We start from the raw sequence: 16,468 nt of genomic DNA, 5'->3' as shown, positions 1-16,468 counted from the left end.
GTAGATAGACCTCAGCTGATCCCGAATAGCTCAGTTGGTAGAGCAAGCGACTGTTAATCGCTGGGTCGTAGGTTCGAGTCCTACTTCGGGAGCCAGCTTTTTTCTTAGGTCCGACCGTAAAGGTGCGGGCCTTTTTTTATGGCTAATTATTTTCCAATCTATTGAAAAAAAGGGCTTTACCTGCCGGAAGAGATTGGGTAGATAGACCTCAGCTGATCCCGAATAGCTCAGTTGGTAGAGCAAGCGACTGTTAATCGCTGGGTCGTAGGTTCGAGTCCTACTTCGGGAGCCAGCTTTTTTCTTAGGTCCAGCCGTGAAGGTGTGGGCCTTTTTTTATGCCTTTCGCATATAAAGATCAGCATGTTGTGGTTCTGCTTTTTCATGCCTTATCGTATGGAGAGATACGATTGAAACATGCGTGAAGGGCAAGAGCAGACTATGACAGGTGGCGTAGAGACACAGGGTTCACAAAGTATCAATTATGCGACGGTAACGTGGGATCAGCTGCACCGGGATGCTCGGTTTTTGGCTGCGGAACTGATGCGTAAACATCGGCCGTTTCGTGGCATTGTTGCGATCACACGGGGTGGGTTGATTCCTGCAGCCATTCTGGGGCGGGAATTGGGGTGCCGCTTGATTGAGAGTGTGTCTGTTGCCAGTTACGCAGGGGAGGAGGGGACCCAGCAGGAACCTAAACTGTTGAAAGCTCCTGAAGCCGCAGGCGATGGAGAAGGCTTCCTTATCGTGGATGATCTGGTGGATTCAGGGGTAACGGCTCGTTATGTGCGGGAGATACTGCCTAAAGCCGTATTTGCCTGCTTATATGCCAAACCGGATGGGCGGCCTTATACGGACCATTTTGTAACAGAAGTGCCGCAAGATACGTGGGTTTTGTTCCCGTGGGATATGGCACCGCAGTTTGTTGCTCCTTTAAATCGGAGCCATAAAGCGTAATTTTTTGAAAAAACACTTTTTTTAGGCAAGAAAGTCTCTTGCTTGTAAAAGGAAGTCCCTTTAAGAAGGGCTTCACGTCGTCGGGGCGTGGCGCAGCCTGGTAGCGCGCCTGTTTTGGGTACAGGAGGCCCCCGGTTCGAGTCCGGGCGCCCCGACCACGTTGCACAGCAAGGCGAGAGCGCCCTTAGCTCAGCTGGATAGAGCAACAGCCTTCTAAGCTGTGGGTCGCTGGTTCGAATCCAGCAGGGCGCACCATGCAATTCCACGTTATTCCTAATAGAATTGTTCTTCTTACAAGGGTATTAACCCTTTTGAGGCGTTCTTTCTGTCTGTCTTCGGTTAGAAGAGAGTATATCTATTTTGTGAAGAAAAAAATTAAAGAGATAGCACTTAGAAGGTTGGTGTTTAATTCGGCTTTGAATTGAATATTTACTTTGATTAGAATAACTTTGCCTAAATTTTGTTTCACTTCTTTATTTTTTAACTTTATAAATTAAATTTATTATTTTTATTTGTAAATTTCTCTCTCGTGAGGGGATGTTTACATTCTTTCTATCCTGTTATAACGCAGCTTATACCCTGATGTAATGAGGTGTTACCATGAGCGAGAATCGTTTGCAGCGTCTTTGGGTCATGGACTGGTTTGGTCATGTGATCGAGCAGCCTTCTGAAGATGGTCCTCTGATCCGTAGTTATTTTTCCCCTGGTTCTTACCCGGATACATTCATACTGGCTTCGTGGCCGTTGAATACACCAACCCGTGTCATGTTCCGTCATACCTCGAGCGTTGCGCATAACCTGCCGGATGCCCAGTTTGTGGAGGCAGGTGCGAATCTTGTGGCTCTTGAAGACCAGGATTCCGGGACGTATTTTTCGATCAATCCACGGAACCATGATACGCATTGGAACTCTCCGGCCGTATATGACTGGGAGCGTTTCATTCTCCTGACCAAGGAAATGCTGGATGGTCTGTCTGTCCTGCAGGACCATTCCTATGGTGAGGTGGAGATGAACGGACAGCCTGTTCCGCCTCTTACCTGGCCTTCTGTGGTCGAGAATATTGGCAATTTTGCGTGGCTGGGTGGTTTTGCTTTCTCCATCACCCGCAATCTAGAGAACTTGGCCAAGATTGGTACAACGGCACCGGGTGCGTCTGTAGAGGTAACGTTGGTCAGCGCGCATGGCGATGTGGCCGAGCTGGTTATCGTTCGCTCAGAAAAAGAACTGTAAGACTTTTGCCCCATCCTTCTTCAAGAGGGATGGGATTTTTTTCTGTTACATAGACCTGTCATCTGCACACCAATAACTCTCAGGCGAAGAGATTTTCAGGTGACCTGATGTTGTTTTTAGGAAATGGGTGATGCCCGGGGAAGTTTTACCTTACTCGTTTGATAAAGTCTGGTTCATGGACTGTTTTGGGCATGTCTTATGCTATACGCCCCATCGTAAGGCACTGGCCCGGGTACCGCTTCAGGGGGCTTTTGTCAGTGGCTTTGTGGCTAGCCCCTATCCCTTTCCACAAAATTTTGTGCCGCAATGGCGTAATATTTTCAATATGACGGTTGAGTTAGCTCCCCTTAGAATATGTCCGCAGGATAGGGGGCTGGTAGCTTTGTGTAGTGAGGAAACCGGCGACTATCTCAGCATCAATCCGTCAAATAATAAGACCACTTTTGCTGGAGGTATAGCAGACTGGGAATTGTTTTGCCCCCTTCCTTATGATGTTTATATGGGGCTTCTGGCAATTACAGACCCCGGTGTAAGTCATATTGTCTGCCATAATGACAATGCGGAGATATCTGGTCTGTACTTTCTCTCTCCGGGAGATAATAAGCCGTTTGTTGCCTCTCTGGATAGGAAGCGTATCAGTTTTCTGGATAATCTAGATAATTTTGCGAAGATAGGCCGCATGAAAAAAGGCGACATGGCAACTTTTTCTTTCGCAGGCTTCGTATCTGATAAACAGTATAATATACGCATTAAGCGTCTTAAAGATATAGCGTTTTGAGGGCTGCATGTTCGTTTCTTGTTACAATACCTATCTAGCCCTTGTTGATTGCAAGATTGTACAGAAGTTTCTTTGTGAATATTATGAGGATGATGCCCCTGTACCGGCGACAGAAGATGATCTCATCGCTGCGGGGTTTGAGATCCATCGTCAGGTTGTTACCCGGGTAGGGGTCTTTAAGGTGGGTAAGGGGTATCTTTCTGCCTCTCCTGACCTTTCTGATGTCTATCATCCTCATATGGAGCGGTGCGAAACATTCCGTGTTATCGAGCCTGACATGCTGCCGCCTCCAGTACCGAAATTTCCCGAGCAGGACCAAATTGCTCATCAAATCCATCAGATCGGTATTTTCCCTAAATCGCCGGGTGTGTATCCGAGTGCCTTTATAGAAAATAGAAATAATATTGTTTCTCTAAACCAGAACTATACGTTCTATTTTTGGTCTGAAGGTGGTTATTACGATATAGAGAAATTTATTCAAGAGCATTATGGCGACGAGTTTCTGAAATATTATCAGGCTATTAGCCCTGATTATCTGGCAGCCAGAGCTGATCTCTTCCGTTATCTGTGTCTATATGCAGTTGGTGGTGTATATCTCGACCTAAAAACCAGTATGTCCTATCCCTTGGATATGGTTATACGCCCAGATGATCGGTTCTTACTTTCCTTCTGGTATCATGGGGCCCGTATGCATAGGGAGGTTGAACATATCCCTTATGGTGAATACGAGCAGTATTATATAGTTTGCGCAGCGGGCCATCCTCTAATGCGCCGCATCATCCAGCAGGTTATGTGCAGTATTGCCCTTTATAAGAAAGCTATTCATGGGGTGGGGGCCTACGGTATTCTGCGTGTGACCGGGCCTCTACTGTATTCTATGGTGCTTCACGAATATCGTGAGCAGTATGAAGATAGCGTAAGGCAGATTCATAGTTACTCGAATGGTATCGAATATACCATTTTTGAGGATAATGCGGCACATCATGAGCCTGTGGGGAAAGAGACGCATTATAGTAAGCGCAACACTAATATCATCAATACCAGAGTGTTAATTTAGGGGCTCATCAAGAGGCGGGGAGGCATACTTTCCATGAAAATGATTCGGCCCGTATATCGTTTTCTTAGAACCCTATGGGTAGGAACTGTAAGTGTTGCCCTTGCTCTGCCGATATCCGGGGTTATGCCGGTGGTAAAGGCGACCGCCTATCCCCTGTCCTTTAAAGAACGCATTTTTGTAGATGATTTGGAGCATCGGACCTTTAACTGGTTCTGGGAGACAGCCAATCCCCGTAATGGGCTTGTGCCGGATCGTGCGCCATTGCCGCATGGGGCTGCAAGCATAGCCAGTGTGGGGTTTGGTCTGACCGCTTATGGAATTGGGGTAAAGCGGGGCTATATCACACGGCAGCAGGCCGTGGAGCGGACCCTTCTTACGTTACGTTTTCTTACAGCATTGCCTCAGGGTGATGCGGCTAGCGGCACGGCAGGCACTCACGGATTTTTCTATCATTTTCTGGACCCTGAAACAGGATTGCGGGTAGCGGACTGGTCGGAACTTTCCAGCATAGATACAGCCCTGTTGATGGGTGGGGTGTTGTTTGCTCAGTCCTATTATGATGGCTCAAACCGGCAGGAACAGGAAATCCGAGCACTGGCAGATGGGCTTTATCGCCGGGTGGATTGGCAGTGGATGACCGGTGGTAAAAGCTCATGGTTGAGTATGGGTTGGATGCCGCCGGGTCATTTCCTGTCTTCACAATGGACAGGGTATAATGAAGGGTTGATGCTTTATTTGTTGGCACTCGGCTCACCCACTCATGCTTTGCCCGCTGATACATGGGACCGCTGGACAGAAACACATAAGGGGCAGCAGGGTAACTTTTACGGGCATGACATGCTTAACTTTGCTCCCTTGTTTGGGCATCAATATAGTGAATGTTGGGTAGATTTCCGTTATCTTCTGGATAAAGCGAGCCGTCAGCGGGGGTATACGTATTTCCAGAACAGTCGCAGGGCGGTTTACGCACAGCGTGAATATGCACGCCATAATCCGGGGCACTGGAAAGGCTATAGTTCAGAAATCTGGGGCCTGACGGCTTCGGATGGCCCGGGGGATGCTTATAGGGACGTGGACGGCCAGCGTCGCCATTTTCTTGCTTATAGTGCCCGTGGGGCTGGGCGGGATTATGTGCTGGATGATGGAACGATCGCCCCCACGGCGGCGGGTGGGTCTGTGGCTTTTGCACCAGAAATTGCCTTGCCAGCGCTTCAGGCAATGAAGGCCCGCTATGGCAGTAAGGTTTACAACCAGTATGGCTTTTTAGATGCCTTCAATCCCAGTTTTGCCGATGGAGATAGCTTCTGGGTCGATAATCAGCAGTTGGGGATTGATCAGGGCCCCATTCTTCTGATGATAGAAAATCTACGTAGCGGCTTGGTCTGGAAGGTCATGAAGAAGAATGCTTACCTCCAGAAAGGGCTTCATCTGGCGGGGTTCCGGAAACAATAACGGTTTTTAGAAGGTATGGGCGAGATGTCGGCGCTCTCTGGCATTGCTCAGTAGAGTATGAGCCGTTCTTCATGCAGGGAGGCGGGTAGGGAGCCGATCCCTGCTGAGGCCTGCCGCAGGATATATGTTTCAAAGCCATCTCGGACAGCATGGCGGGCTGTAGCAAGTACGCAGACATCCAAGGCTACACCGCATAGAAAAACCCGTGTGATGCCAAGCCCTCGCAGTAGAGCGGTTAGGCCTGTGCTCGTGCCATGATCATCATAAAAGGCAGAGTTTGCATCTGCCGCTAGGGCCGTTCCTTTACGAATGATGTGGGTGATGTTCTGTTGATTCAGCCCCTCCACCAGAGCAGCACCGAATGAGCCTGCAAGGCAGTGTATGGGCCAAGGCCCGCCTTGTTCTTCAAAGGAACAATGCTGCGCCGGGTGCCAGTCCTGAGAGGCAATGACAGCACGAAAGCCGTATTGGGTGAGGCGGTTGATAGTTGGCAGACATGCCGGCCCACCAGAGACGGGGAGAGCCCCACCCGGCATGAAGTCGTTCTGCATATCAATAATGAGCAGAGCATCCCGCTGGGTGATAGCATCAGGGAGCAGGGGAGGATGGGAGGTCATGATAGGGCAGAATTCATCCGTTTTTGTTGGCGGACTTCATGCGGGTCACCAGAAGCTGGTTAATGCGGAACCGTTCGACATCCACGACCTCAAACCGGAAACCGGCAATTTCGACACGGTCTGCTTTACGGGCCATGCGGCGCAGGCGGTGTGTGATGAAGCCGGCGATCGTGTCAAATTCGGCATTGTCGTGGAAGAGGGGAATATCCAGCTCACGAATGACATCCAGAATGGGGGCCGCTCCATCAATAAGCCATGAATCATCATCACGGCGAACGATGGCCTGTTCCTCAAAGGGGTTGGCCAGCCCATCCATAAGGGCTCCCATAATGTCTTTATAGGTGATCAGCCCGACTACAAGTCCATATTCATTGAAGATAAGTGCAAATCCGGCCCCGTGAGTATCGAATTGAGCCAGAGTTTCCCAGAGGTTCAGCGTATCAGGCAGAGACAGGACATCTCGGCGCATGTTGAATATCTGTCTAGGAGGGGCCTTCTGTGGATTGGTTAGTGTGGCCGGTTCGTCCACCACGGCGACCAGAACGTCTTCTGCACGGATGGAGCCGACCACTTTATCCAGCGATCCATCACAGAATGGGTAGCGGGAATAGGGGCGGACACGCACTTTATCACGCTGGCTTTCTAGACTTTCATTAACATCCAAATAAACAATTTCGTCCCGTGGGGTCATGGCAGAAGTTACGGAACGGTTCTGTAAGGCCATAACATTTTGGATCATCTGGTGTTCCTGCTCCAGCAGGATGCCGGAGGCTGTTCCTGCGGCAAGAATGGCCCGGAGATCCTCCGGTGTTACAGCCTCTACTGTGGCTGTAGCAGGAATACGCAGCAGCTTTAGGACTAGGTCGGCGATATGGGAAAAGACCCATACAGCGGGATAAAGCAGCTTTAGGATCAGGGCAGGGAACCAGCCTACAGCCAGAGCAATCTTATCAGGGGCATTCATGGCTGTGCGTTTGGGGAGAAGGTCGGCAAAGAGCACGAACAGCCCCGTCACGAGGATGAATGAGGTAAAAGACCCCGCCTTGTCCGATAGAGGAGCAGATAGCCCCAGATAATGGAAGCCAGCAGCGAAAGGTTCACTCAACAGAGCATCCCCGACAACACCGCCCAGAATACCAACAGCATTGAGGCATATCTGTATGGCTGTCATCACCTGTCCGCTATTGCGGCGGAGACGTAAGAAAGCTCGTGCCCTTCTGTCACCCTCTTTAGCCAGAGCCCGCATACGGGTTTCTCGTGCTGCGGCAAAAGAGATTTCCGAGAGGGAAATAAGAATAGAGACCCCGATCAGTACAACGGTGACTAGCAGGCCAACGACCAGCATGATGAGGGAATGGTGACTGGATGATGTGGTGGGCATATGCTCTCTCTATGGCCACCCTGCCAAGGCAGCGATTATTGGCGGCATGATAATGGAGTTGGTACAGGTTTCAATTGCTTTATGCAGTTAGCAGGAAATAATTTTTTTAGGTTGGGTAATGTTTAAGGAAGAGATCTTTTTTGAAGAGGTAAAGAATATATTACAGGACATGTCTTTGAAATTATTATAAAAAGCTTCACACGATGTAGAATGTGATTTGATGAGGGAATGATGAGTGCTTTTCCAATAGTTATTTCGTTCGATAAAAAATATGTGATACCGGCACTCATCACGATAAAATCCATACTGAACACTTGTTCTGATACAAGCAAGATCGAGTTCTTTGTACTCTATAAGCACCTTGATAAAACACTGATACAACTTGTAGAGCGTGTTGTCTTTTCTTTCGGGAGTGTTATCTCATTTATTGATTGTTCTTCATTTTTGGAAAAACAAAGATTTTCCAATAACGAGAACCGCCCTCTGGAAACTTATTTCCCCTTATTTATTCCTACGCTGTTTAAAGATTTTAGCCGAGTATTGAGCATTGATGTCGATGTGTTGGTGAGGGATGACATCCTGAAGATTATTCAGGAACTTCCTTCGGATAAGAAAATTGGCGGTGTTCGCTGTATGATACGGAATTACAGAAAATATGATGATTATGGAGATTTTAATAAATTTAGCAGAAATATGCTGGGATTGGCCGATCCATGTCGTTACATAAATAGCGGACTAGTTCTTTTTAATATGGATATTATTACGGAATCAGATTCTTCATATTGTATCGAATGTATCAATAAAAAATGGCCCTTTTATGATGAATCAATATTGAATCATGTTTTTAGGGACTCACTTTATAATTTTGAACAGTGCTGGAACTTTTACGCTGAATATGTAGATACAAATCACCTTGATTTTGAATTAAATATACAACAGCAGGTGAAAGAAGCACAGGACAATGCGTCCATATTCCATTTTGTAGCAGATACTAAGCCGTGGGATCATCCCGACCCTGAGACGACAAGTAAATATAGGTTAGAATATCGGGAACTAGTCGCCTCGGTGAAGGAGGAGATTAGACAAAGTTTACCTAAGGTGATCTGTGGCTTTATGTGGAGTAAAATTGATAAAGCCTAAGCGGTCAGCTCAGGGATGGTAGTAACGTATCTCGATATTCTTTCATGTGCTCCACATTCTCTTCTGAGAGAAAAACCCCCAGAAGAGAATGTAGGCCCAGTCTATGAAGACGTTAGAGGGTTAGCATTGCCCTTGTTTGTTTTGGCAGCATCTAGCTTGCCTCGGGCAGGCCGGCCATTGTACGCCATTCAGCTTCATTAAGAGTACGGATATTCAGCTCATGGGCCTTTTGGGCCTTGGAGCCAGCTTTTTCACCCAGAACAACTAATGTCGTGCGGCGGGAAACACTGTCCGTCACTTGTGCGCCTAGCCGTTCAGCAATGGCTTTCGCTTCGGCTCGGGACATGGTGGTGAGCGACCCTGTGAACACCATGATCTGACCACTCAAAGGAGCAGAGCCTTCATCATCAGTAACGGGACCGGTTTCTTCGTTGATGGTCAGGGATGGTGTTAGGTCATCCAAGGCGTCCCGGTTATGCTCTTCAGCAAAGAAGGCAGCTACTTCCTCAGCAATGGCGGGGCCAATGCCCATGATGGCACTTAAGGCAGCTCGTTCTTCGCTACCCGTTTCAATAGCGGCGAGCATGGCGCCATGCCAGGTTGAGAATGTCTGATAATGGCGTGCGAGTAACTGGGCGTTACGCTCCCCGATGCGGCGGATGCCAAGTGCATAGATGAAGCGAGGTAGGCTGATGGTGCGGCGGTCATCAATAGCCTGAAGCAACTTATCTACCGACTGCGGCCCCCAGCCTTCCAGCTTTTGGAGGCGTTCCCTGTGCTCGTGTAGGCGGAAAATATCGCCCGGACGTTGGACCAGGCCAAGCTCATAAAAGCTGCGAATGCTGCGTTCACCCAGCCCATCAATATCGAACGCTTTGCGGGACACAAAATGAATGAGCCGCTCGACTGTTTGGGCCGGACAGGTCAACCCTCCAGAACAGCGGCGCACAGCCTCTTCGCCAATACGCTCGGCATGGGCATGGCAGACGGGGCAGTGGTCGGGAAAATGGAAGGGCTCGGCTCGGTCTGGCCTTTCATCCTCTACGACACCAAGCACCTGCGGAATAACATCCCCAGCACGTTGGATGCGCACGAGATCACCGGGCCGGACGTCCAGACGGCGGATTTCATCTTCATTATGCAGGGTTGCTCGTGAGACGATGACGCCACCGACATTGATGGGTTCTAGATGCGCTACGGGGGTGAGGGCGCCAGTTCGCCCTACCTGAATCTCGATGTCATTTAGGCGGGTGATGGCCTGTTCCGCTGGGAACTTCCAAGCGATGGCCCATCGAGGGGCACGGCCCACAAAGCCAAGGCGTGTCTGGAGGTCTATGACATCAATTTTAAAAACGATGCCGTCAATATCGTAATCAAGGTCAGGCCGCTCCTTGGCGAGACTCTCTACATAGGCGGGCACATCGCTAGCGTGGCTGATGGCTCGTGAGAGCGGATTGACGGTAAAGCCCCATTTTTTCAGCTGCTCTAGCCATTCCAGATGGGTGGTGACGGTCACGCCCGTGTTATAACCCAGCCCATAGGCAAACAACCCCAAAGGACGGCGGGCTGTAACAGATGCATCCAGCTGGCGGAGAGATCCAGCAGCGGCGTTGCGTGGGTTGGCGAAGGGTTTTTCTCCTCGTTTTTCCTGCTGTTGATTAAGAGCCAGAAACTCGGCCCTGCTCATGAAAATTTCGCCCCGGATTTCCAGAAGCTCTGGAAAGGGAGCAGGGAGTGTCTGGGGAATGGTGCTAATGGTCCGCACATTGGCGGTCACATCTTCCCCGGTCGTGCCATCCCCTCGGGTCGTGGCAACAGTCAGCGTACCATTTTCATAGGTCAGACTGATGGAAAGACCGTCAATTTTCGGTTCCGCTACAAATTTTAGCCCGTCTGTTTGGGCCTCATCCAACCCAAGAAACCGCCCGATCCGGCTGATGAATTGGGCAAATTCATCTTCGTTGAACACATTATCCAGCGAGAGCATGGGGGCACGATGCTTTACCTTGCCAAAGGCAGGATTGGGCGTTGCCCCGACCTGTGAGGAAACGCCGTCCTTTTGTTTTAGTTCCGGGTGGCGCCTCTCCAGCATGACCAGTTCCAACCGAGCATTATCATATTCGGCATCGGAGACTTCCGGATTGTCCTGCCCATGGTAGGCTTCATTCCAGCGGGCAATCTTTTCTTCTAGTTCGGCATGACGCTGGGCGGGAGTGGGAGTACGGGTCATTCTGCTGTGGGTCCAAGAAGGCTATCCGCCGCTGCACGGGCGGCATCGGTTACGGTATCACCAGCGAGCATACGGGCCAGCTCTTCACGGCGTTCTTCGTCTGTTAGAGGGGTGGCACTGGTCTGTGTCTGATTATTGACGACTTGCTTAGCGATGCGAAGCTGATGGTTCCCGTAAGCGGCGACCTGAGGGCTATGGGTGATGGCCAGCACCTGAACATCCTTTGCCACACGGTTAAGCCGCTCCCCAATGGCGGAGGCAGTGGCTCCACCAACACCAGAATCTACCTCGTCAAAGACCAGTGTGGTGAGGGAAGAGCGTCCTGCCAACACGACCTTGAGAGCCAACATAAGGCGGGAAAGCTCCCCGCCGGAGGCCACTTTGCCAAGAGGACCGGGGGGCTGGCCGGGATTGGCAGCGATGAGGAAAGCTACCTGTTCCATGCCATGACGATTCCACTGTTCGGCAGGCAGGGGGGAGAGTTCAACGATGAAGCGTGCCCGTTCTAGCTTAAGAGGCACCAGCTCCGCCATGACCCGAGCCTCAATCTGATGGGCCGCTTTATTGCGGGCTGCACTGAGTTCTTGGGCAGCTTTCTCGTAGGCAGCCCGGCTTTCGTGGACTCGCTCCTCCAGTTGGGCGAGGGCCTCTGCACTGGAATCTATGCTGGCAAGCCGTTGGTTCAGTGTTTCCAGAAATGAGGGCAGTTCACTGACGCTCATCTTATGCTTGCGGGCTTCGGAACGCAGGGTGAAAAGTCGTTCTTCTGTTTCTTCCAGAAGGCGGACATCAACGGTCGTATCTACGGCTAGACGGGAAAGCAGGGTCTCGGCCTCGGCCAGATATTCCTCTGCTTTTTCCAAAGCGGTGAGAGCTTCCTGTGCCTGTTCTTGCTGGGCGGATGGTGTTGCTTGTTCCTCGTCTTGTGCTCTGTCCAGAGGGGAGGGTAGCAGCCGGGAGAGGGCACGATTGGCCGAGCGAAGTGCCGTGGCAGGTGTGGCTGTACGGCGGTCCTTGGGGGTCAGTTCTGCAAGGGCAGCGGCGACAGCTTCGCCTCGGCGTTCATCCTGTTGGAGCTTGATGCGTAGGGCAGCGAGCTCATCTTCCTCGCCTTCCTTGGGGGCGAGGGCGGAGAGGTCGTCCACGACCTGACGTAGCCAGTCTTCTTCTTTGCTGGCTTCCTCTACCTCTTTGCGGGTCTTGTTCAGGGTGGACAGTGTGCTTTGCCACGTATCCCAACAACGGGCGACTTGCCGCCGTAGATGCTGTGGAACCCCGAATGCATCAAGCAATGTCTGGTGAGCACTTTGATTAGCCAGTCCCATTTGCTCATGCTGGCCCTGTATTTCTACAAGAAGGGAGGCGACTTCCCGTAGGATACTGATGCTGATGGGCTGGTCGCAAACATAGGCCCGGGAACGTCCTTCTTTTGGGACGATCCGGCGCAAGACAAGGGGTTTGCCTTCTTTGATAGAGGCAATGCCTTTGGCCTGGAGCAGTTCATAAACAGGATGGCCCGAGGTCAGCGTGAAGGTAGCCGTTACGCTGCTTTGGGATGCCCCGGCTCGAATGATGCGGCTGCTGGTCCGCTCACCCAGAGCGAGACCGAGACTATCCAACAAGATAGATTTCCCAGCCCCGGTCTCGCCCGTCAGGGCTGTCAGACCACCGTGGAACGGGAGGTCCAGCTTTTCTATCAGTACAACATCACGGATGGAGAGATGTGTCAGCATAAATGCAGCCTCCAGAACCGGCAGAAACACTCGTTCCATGTTTCTGTTAGGGTTTGCAGAAAATGCGGTGCCCGATAGTCAGGAAGAAACTTGATCCGTGCAAGTGGTTGCACCGGCCGGACAAAGAGAAACGTTGTGAGGCCAGATATTTCCAGCCTCACATGTTACTTTTCAGAAAGAATTGCGACACGAGTACGGCAATAACGAACCCGCCTTAGTGCGATGTCTTTCCATTATTCTGATGGCTGGAGCCAGAGGCTGCAGCCGGTACGGGGGGAATCTCGACAGAATCAACAGGTGCAGACTGTGTTGTAGAGACAGGCTGTACAATGACAGCATCTGGAGATGTCGGCGCCTTCTTCTGCACGGGCGGCGGTGCCACGTTATGGTGTTTCTTTGCGCGCCGCTCCTGCTTTTGCTGGCTACGAGAGGGCTTTGGCAGTTGTGGCGTAAGCTGATTGTTATATTTCAGCTTGTCATAGGCGAGACGATACCAGCGGCTATCTGGTGAGTTATAACCGAGGACAGCTGCGGCCTGACGAGCCTCATCTGGCAAGCCGAGGTCCAGATTGACCTCCACCAGACGCTCCAATGCTTCCGGCACATGGTTGGTCGTTTGGAAGTCCTGAATCACCCGCTGGTAACGGCTATAAGCGGCCTGATAGTCTTTTTCCCGCTGGTAGTAGCGGCCAACATACATCTCTTTACCGGCCAGATGGTCACGGCAGAGGTCAATTTTCAGCTGGGCATCACGCGCATAAGAAGTCTGAGGGAAGCGTGTTATGACTTCCTGAAGAGCATCCATAGCTTCCAGCGTGCCAAGCTGATCTCGGGAAACATCGCCGATTTGCTCGTAATAGCAGAGGCCACGCAGATAATAGGCGTAAGCGGCATCCGGGCTGGTGGGATGAAGCTGAAGGTAGCGTTCTAGCTGCTGGACAGAAAGCGCATACTCACCCTGTAGGTAGTAGGCGTAACCTTCCATCAGTTCGGCACTGCCCGTATAGCCGGAATAAGGGAAATTCTGCTGGAGGAGCTCGAATTCACTGCTGGCCAGCTTGTAATGCCCGCCATGCAGGGCATCAATCCCGTAGTTATAGAGGGTCTCGGCATCTGCCGTGCGTGGCAGTTTTGCCTGTATGTCGGCATCGGAGCTGGAGCAGCCCGTAAGAAGGGCAAGCCCGAGTAGAGCCGGTGCGCCAAGAGCCGAAAGACTGAAACGGTATGAAACCATGTGGGATTTGAGGATGCTGCTGACCATGATTTTCTTATAGCATGGGAGTGTTCAGGGGAAAGGGGGTTCTTGCGTCCGGATATGATATTCTCAACCGGATGAAGGAATGATGGGCGGGCTGCCATCAGAGAAACGCCAGTTCTCGGATGAGGCGAACAGGGTGTGCAAAAGCTGATTGTTTAGTGCATGGCCTGTTTTGTGGCCTTCGAACTGGCCTGAAAGTCTGAACCCAGCACAGTAAAGATCACCGATAGCGTCCAGCATTTTATGGCGGACACATTCATTATCAAAGCGCAGCCCATCGGGATTCAGGATACGGTCATGTTGAATGACCAGTGCATTTTCCAGCGAACCCCCGAGAGCCAGCCCCTGCGCCTGAAGCATGGTGATATCCTGATGATTCACAAAAGTGCGACATGGGGCGATGTCATGCTCGAAACTATGTTGAGAGAGAACCATCTGGAAAGATTGTTTCCCGATGGCTGGGGCGGGAAAATCGATGGTGAGGGAGAGTTCAAGCTCTCCCGGCCTCCCCGGTAGTAAGCTGGCATAAGCGCCGTTCTGCCCCTTTGCATGAATGGGGCGAAGAACTTCAATAGTTCGGCGTGGCACTGGCAGGCGGCTACGGCCAGCGGCTTCTATGAGGGAAAGAAATGTGCGGGAGCCACCATCTAGAATAGGTAGTTCTGGGCCATCAAGCTGGATGAGCAGATTGTCCACCTCACAGGCATGGAGGGCCGCCATGAGGTGTTCCATTGTGGCAACTGTCAGCCCGGGTGTGAGTGGAGAGGAGGCAACCGTGGCCAGTGGACTGGAGATGATGCAGTCATACGTCAGGCGGAAAGCAGGAGAGGTCGCTACATCTAACCGTTGGAACTGAATACCCGTATCAGGCCCTGCCGGGACAAGATGAACCAAAACGGGTTTGCCACTATGTAGCCCTGTACCCTGACACTGGATGGCACGATCCAATGAGGTTTGCATTTGAAGAGGTGCCGGTGATGGCCGAGAGTATGAGGCGTCTGTCATGAGGGCAGGTGCTTGGGCATGGGCGACCTTACCCGATGAGGCAGGGCGCGCCCCCATAAAGGGGGAGAGGTGGATAACGCCCCCAGCCTATAGAAAGGCTGAGGGCCTATAGGCAGAGCGAGTTACTTCGGGCCACGGCGCAGATAGGTCGGGATGCTCAGCTCGTCATCCTCGGGAGGTGTTGTCAGACCGTCACTCTGTGGCGGTTTCCGTTCACCAGAGACAGGCGGTACATCCCGGCGGTCATGTTCCGGTGCGGGGCGGGAACGGAAGAAGCGGCTAAACAGTCCACCACCCGTCTGTCCCGCATCTTCCCGTGGGCGGATTGGCTCGGGCGGGATACCGCTGGGGGTGTGATTAGGGCCGAGGTGGGGGTCGTAATTGGGGATATGAGGGGTGTGGCTCTCCGGCTCTGGCTCGGATGGGGTCTCACCCTCAGGCGTAGCCCCAGCCCCAGCGGAAAAGCCGTCATGCCCGGTGGTCCCTGCCTCATGCTCCGCAGCCTGATTTCCCTCTGCGGGGGGAGTTGTTTCCTCGGTGGAAGGCGTACGATGGGGTGTCTCGGCGGGCTGTTCTTCAAAAGGCTCTTGACGTTTCTGGCTATTCAACCCCGTAGCGATGACGGAAACTTGTACCTTGCCTTGCATGCTCTCATTGACGACAAACCCGCTGTTGATTTCTTCATCTTCACAGTTGGCTGTCTCACGGATGAGATTCATGATCTGGTTATAAGCCAGCAGGCTCATGTCTGGACCAAGCGTGACGTTGACGAGCAGTGCCCGTGCCCCGGCGATAGAGGTTTCCTCTAGAAGCGGGTTAGAGATGGCTCGCTCGGCGGCGGTAATAGCCCAATCCTCACCGTCTTCTTCTGCCGAGGCTGTACCAATGCCCATCATGGCCTTGCCCATGCCACTCATAACGGTGCGGACATCGGCGAAGTCAAGATTCTGGTATCCGGCTTCCACCATTAGATCCGTCACGCTGCGGACGCCGCTGTATAGGACATCATCAGCCATGGCGAAGGCCTCCACGAGGGAGGTCGTCAGCGAGGCACTGCCAAAGAGATTCTGGTTAGGGATAACCAGCAGGGTATCAACGTATTTCTCCAGCTCGGCGATGCCGGCCGCTGCTGCCCGACTGCGGCGTGACCCCTCAAAGTCGAATGGTTTAGAGACGACACCAATCGTCAGGGCTCCGACTTCATGGGCGATCCGTGCTACGACTGGGGCTGCCCCTGTACCGGTACCACCGCCCATGCCAGCCGTAACGAAGACAAGGTCCACACCCTCCAGATGTTGGCGGATTTCGTCTTCCACCTCCTCGGCGGACTGACGCCCGACCTCTGGCTTGGCTCCTGCGCCTAGCCCTCGTGTCAGAGTTGGGCCAAGCTGGAGGCGTGTTTCTGCTTTGGAAAGAGCTAGCTGCTGCGCATCCGTATTGGCAGCAATAAAGGTGACGCCTCGTAGGTGGCCATCAATCATGTTATTGACGGCATTGACCCCACCGCCGCCAACCCCGATGACAGTGATGCGCGGGGGGCTGACAGCGCTAACACCAGGGGTCGTCGGGGTCAGGTTCAATGACATAATGGTCTTGCTCCGGCCGGGGTGGACTATAAAGGGAACTACAGATG

Annotated in this window: 13 protein-coding genes and 4 tRNA genes; 10 read left to right on the top strand and 7 right to left on the bottom strand. The window is 52.0% G+C overall.

Translation table 11 applies throughout. From position 1 onward, the window contains the following. Nucleotides 1-19 precede the first annotated feature (19 nt). From AL01_RS02885 to AL01_RS02845, 9 genes are all read left to right on the top strand, one after another. Nucleotides 20-95, top strand: a tRNA-Asn gene (locus tag AL01_RS02885). Between the two features lie 121 nt (nucleotides 96-216). After that, nucleotides 217-292, top strand: a tRNA-Asn gene (locus AL01_RS02880). Nucleotides 293-438: 146 nt separating this feature from the next. Further along, the gene (gene gpt / locus AL01_RS02875; protein ID WP_077395928.1) at nucleotides 439-954 is read left to right on the top strand and encodes a xanthine phosphoribosyltransferase; all 516 of its coding nucleotides are present in this window, start codon (nucleotides 439-441) and stop codon (nucleotides 952-954) included. Between the two features lie 81 nt (nucleotides 955-1,035). Next, nucleotides 1,036-1,112: transfer RNA gene (locus AL01_RS02870), tRNA-Pro, on the top strand. A 20-nt stretch (nucleotides 1,113-1,132) separates the two neighbouring features. Next, nucleotides 1,133-1,209: transfer RNA gene (locus tag AL01_RS02865), tRNA-Arg, on the top strand. A gap of 345 nt (nucleotides 1,210-1,554) precedes the next feature. After that, nucleotides 1,555-2,184 (top strand): hypothetical protein, encoded by a 630-nt coding sequence (locus AL01_RS02860; RefSeq protein ID WP_077395724.1) that lies wholly within the window; start codon nucleotides 1,555-1,557, stop codon nucleotides 2,182-2,184. Between the two features lie 265 nt (nucleotides 2,185-2,449). Beyond that, complete coding sequence (locus tag AL01_RS02855) at nucleotides 2,450-2,962, top strand: hypothetical protein (RefSeq protein WP_158075923.1); 513 nt, start codon at nucleotides 2,450-2,452, stop codon at nucleotides 2,960-2,962. A 7-nt stretch (nucleotides 2,963-2,969) separates the two neighbouring features. Further along, nucleotides 2,970-4,019, top strand: a complete 1,050-nt coding sequence (locus tag AL01_RS02850) for a glycosyltransferase family 32 protein (protein WP_077395722.1) — start codon at nucleotides 2,970-2,972, stop codon at nucleotides 4,017-4,019. A 123-nt stretch (nucleotides 4,020-4,142) separates the two neighbouring features. Continuing rightward, the gene (locus tag AL01_RS02845; protein WP_143280662.1) at nucleotides 4,143-5,471 is read left to right on the top strand and encodes a glucoamylase family protein; all 1,329 of its coding nucleotides are present in this window, start codon (nucleotides 4,143-4,145) and stop codon (nucleotides 5,469-5,471) included. A 47-nt stretch (nucleotides 5,472-5,518) separates the two neighbouring features. On the opposite strand, the gene AL01_RS02840 is transcribed toward AL01_RS02845, so the two are convergent. Continuing rightward, nucleotides 5,519-6,088 carry an isochorismatase family protein gene (locus AL01_RS02840; protein WP_077395721.1) on the bottom strand — a complete coding sequence of 190 codons (570 nt, stop codon included), beginning with the start codon at nucleotides 6,086-6,088 and terminating at the stop codon, nucleotides 5,519-5,521. A 13-nt stretch (nucleotides 6,089-6,101) separates the two neighbouring features. Then, complete coding sequence (locus tag AL01_RS02835) at nucleotides 6,102-7,469, bottom strand: hemolysin family protein (protein WP_077395720.1); 1,368 nt, start codon at nucleotides 7,467-7,469, stop codon at nucleotides 6,102-6,104. A gap of 228 nt (nucleotides 7,470-7,697) precedes the next feature. Between AL01_RS02835 and AL01_RS02830 the strand changes: the two genes are divergently transcribed. After that, complete coding sequence (locus AL01_RS02830) at nucleotides 7,698-8,609, top strand: glycosyltransferase family 8 protein (RefSeq protein ID WP_077395719.1); 912 nt, start codon at nucleotides 7,698-7,700, stop codon at nucleotides 8,607-8,609. Nucleotides 8,610-8,760: 151 nt separating this feature from the next. Here the strand turns inward: AL01_RS02830 and ligA are convergent, their stop codons facing one another. The 5 genes from ligA to ftsZ all read right to left on the bottom strand — a co-directional run bounded on the left by ligA (nucleotide 8,761) and on the right by ftsZ (nucleotide 16,421). Next, nucleotides 8,761-10,839: an NAD-dependent DNA ligase LigA gene (gene ligA / locus AL01_RS02825; RefSeq protein WP_077395718.1), complete on the bottom strand. Its 2,079-nt coding sequence runs from the start codon at nucleotides 10,837-10,839 to the stop codon at nucleotides 8,761-8,763. Next, entirely contained in the window at nucleotides 10,836-12,572 is a 1,737-nt protein-coding gene (gene recN, locus AL01_RS02820) for a DNA repair protein RecN (protein WP_077395924.1), read from the bottom strand. The genes ligA and recN overlap by 4 nt, the downstream gene beginning before the upstream one ends. Before the next feature lie 214 nt (nucleotides 12,573-12,786). Continuing rightward, a complete protein-coding gene (locus AL01_RS02815; RefSeq protein WP_143280661.1) occupies nucleotides 12,787-13,806 on the bottom strand; it encodes an outer membrane protein assembly factor BamD in 1,020 nt (339 codons plus the stop codon). Between the two features lie 90 nt (nucleotides 13,807-13,896). Beyond that, on the bottom strand, nucleotides 13,897-14,835 hold the full coding sequence (lpxC, locus tag AL01_RS02810; RefSeq protein WP_241502665.1) for a UDP-3-O-acyl-N-acetylglucosamine deacetylase: 939 nt from the start codon (nucleotides 14,833-14,835) through the stop codon (nucleotides 13,897-13,899). 122 nt (nucleotides 14,836-14,957) lie between these two features. Next, nucleotides 14,958-16,421 carry a cell division protein FtsZ gene (gene ftsZ, locus AL01_RS02805; RefSeq protein WP_077395715.1) on the bottom strand — a complete coding sequence of 488 codons (1,464 nt, stop codon included), beginning with the start codon at nucleotides 16,419-16,421 and terminating at the stop codon, nucleotides 14,958-14,960. Between the last annotated feature and the right edge of the window lie 47 nt (nucleotides 16,422-16,468).

The organism is Bombella intestini, assembly GCF_002003665.1.
Lineage (GTDB): Bacteria > Pseudomonadota > Alphaproteobacteria > Acetobacterales > Acetobacteraceae > Bombella > Bombella intestini.
This window is presented reverse-complemented; position numbering and strand designations above follow the sequence as displayed.

What these genes read in the sequence shown, in the direction of transcription:
- gpt (WP_077395928.1), top strand. Translation starts at nt 439, where the DNA reads ATGACAGGTGGCGTAGAGACACAGGGTTCACAAAGTATCAATTATGCG.
- AL01_RS02860 (WP_077395724.1), top strand. Translation starts at nt 1,555, where the DNA reads ATGAGCGAGAATCGTTTGCAGCGTCTTTGGGTCATGGACTGGTTTGGT.
- AL01_RS02850 (WP_077395722.1), top strand. Translation starts at nt 2,970, where the DNA reads ATGTTCGTTTCTTGTTACAATACCTATCTAGCCCTTGTTGATTGCAAG.
- AL01_RS02845 (WP_143280662.1), top strand. Translation starts at nt 4,143, where the DNA reads ATGCCGGTGGTAAAGGCGACCGCCTATCCCCTGTCCTTTAAAGAACGC.
- AL01_RS02840 (WP_077395721.1), bottom strand. Translation starts at nt 6,088, where the DNA reads ATGACCTCCCATCCTCCCCTGCTCCCTGATGCTATCACCCAGCGGGAT.
- AL01_RS02835 (WP_077395720.1), bottom strand. Translation starts at nt 7,469, where the DNA reads ATGCCCACCACATCATCCAGTCACCATTCCCTCATCATGCTGGTCGTT.
- AL01_RS02830 (WP_077395719.1), top strand. Translation starts at nt 7,698, where the DNA reads ATGATGAGTGCTTTTCCAATAGTTATTTCGTTCGATAAAAAATATGTG.
- ligA (WP_077395718.1), bottom strand. Translation starts at nt 10,839, where the DNA reads ATGACCCGTACTCCCACTCCCGCCCAGCGTCATGCCGAACTAGAAGAA.
- recN (WP_077395924.1), bottom strand. Translation starts at nt 12,572, where the DNA reads ATGCTGACACATCTCTCCATCCGTGATGTTGTACTGATAGAAAAGCTG.
- AL01_RS02815 (WP_143280661.1), bottom strand. Translation starts at nt 13,806, where the DNA reads ATGGTTTCATACCGTTTCAGTCTTTCGGCTCTTGGCGCACCGGCTCTA.
- lpxC (WP_241502665.1), bottom strand. Translation starts at nt 14,835, where the DNA reads ATGACAGACGCCTCATACTCTCGGCCATCACCGGCACCTCTTCAAATG.
- ftsZ (WP_077395715.1), bottom strand. Translation starts at nt 16,421, where the DNA reads ATGTCATTGAACCTGACCCCGACGACCCCTGGTGTTAGCGCTGTCAGC.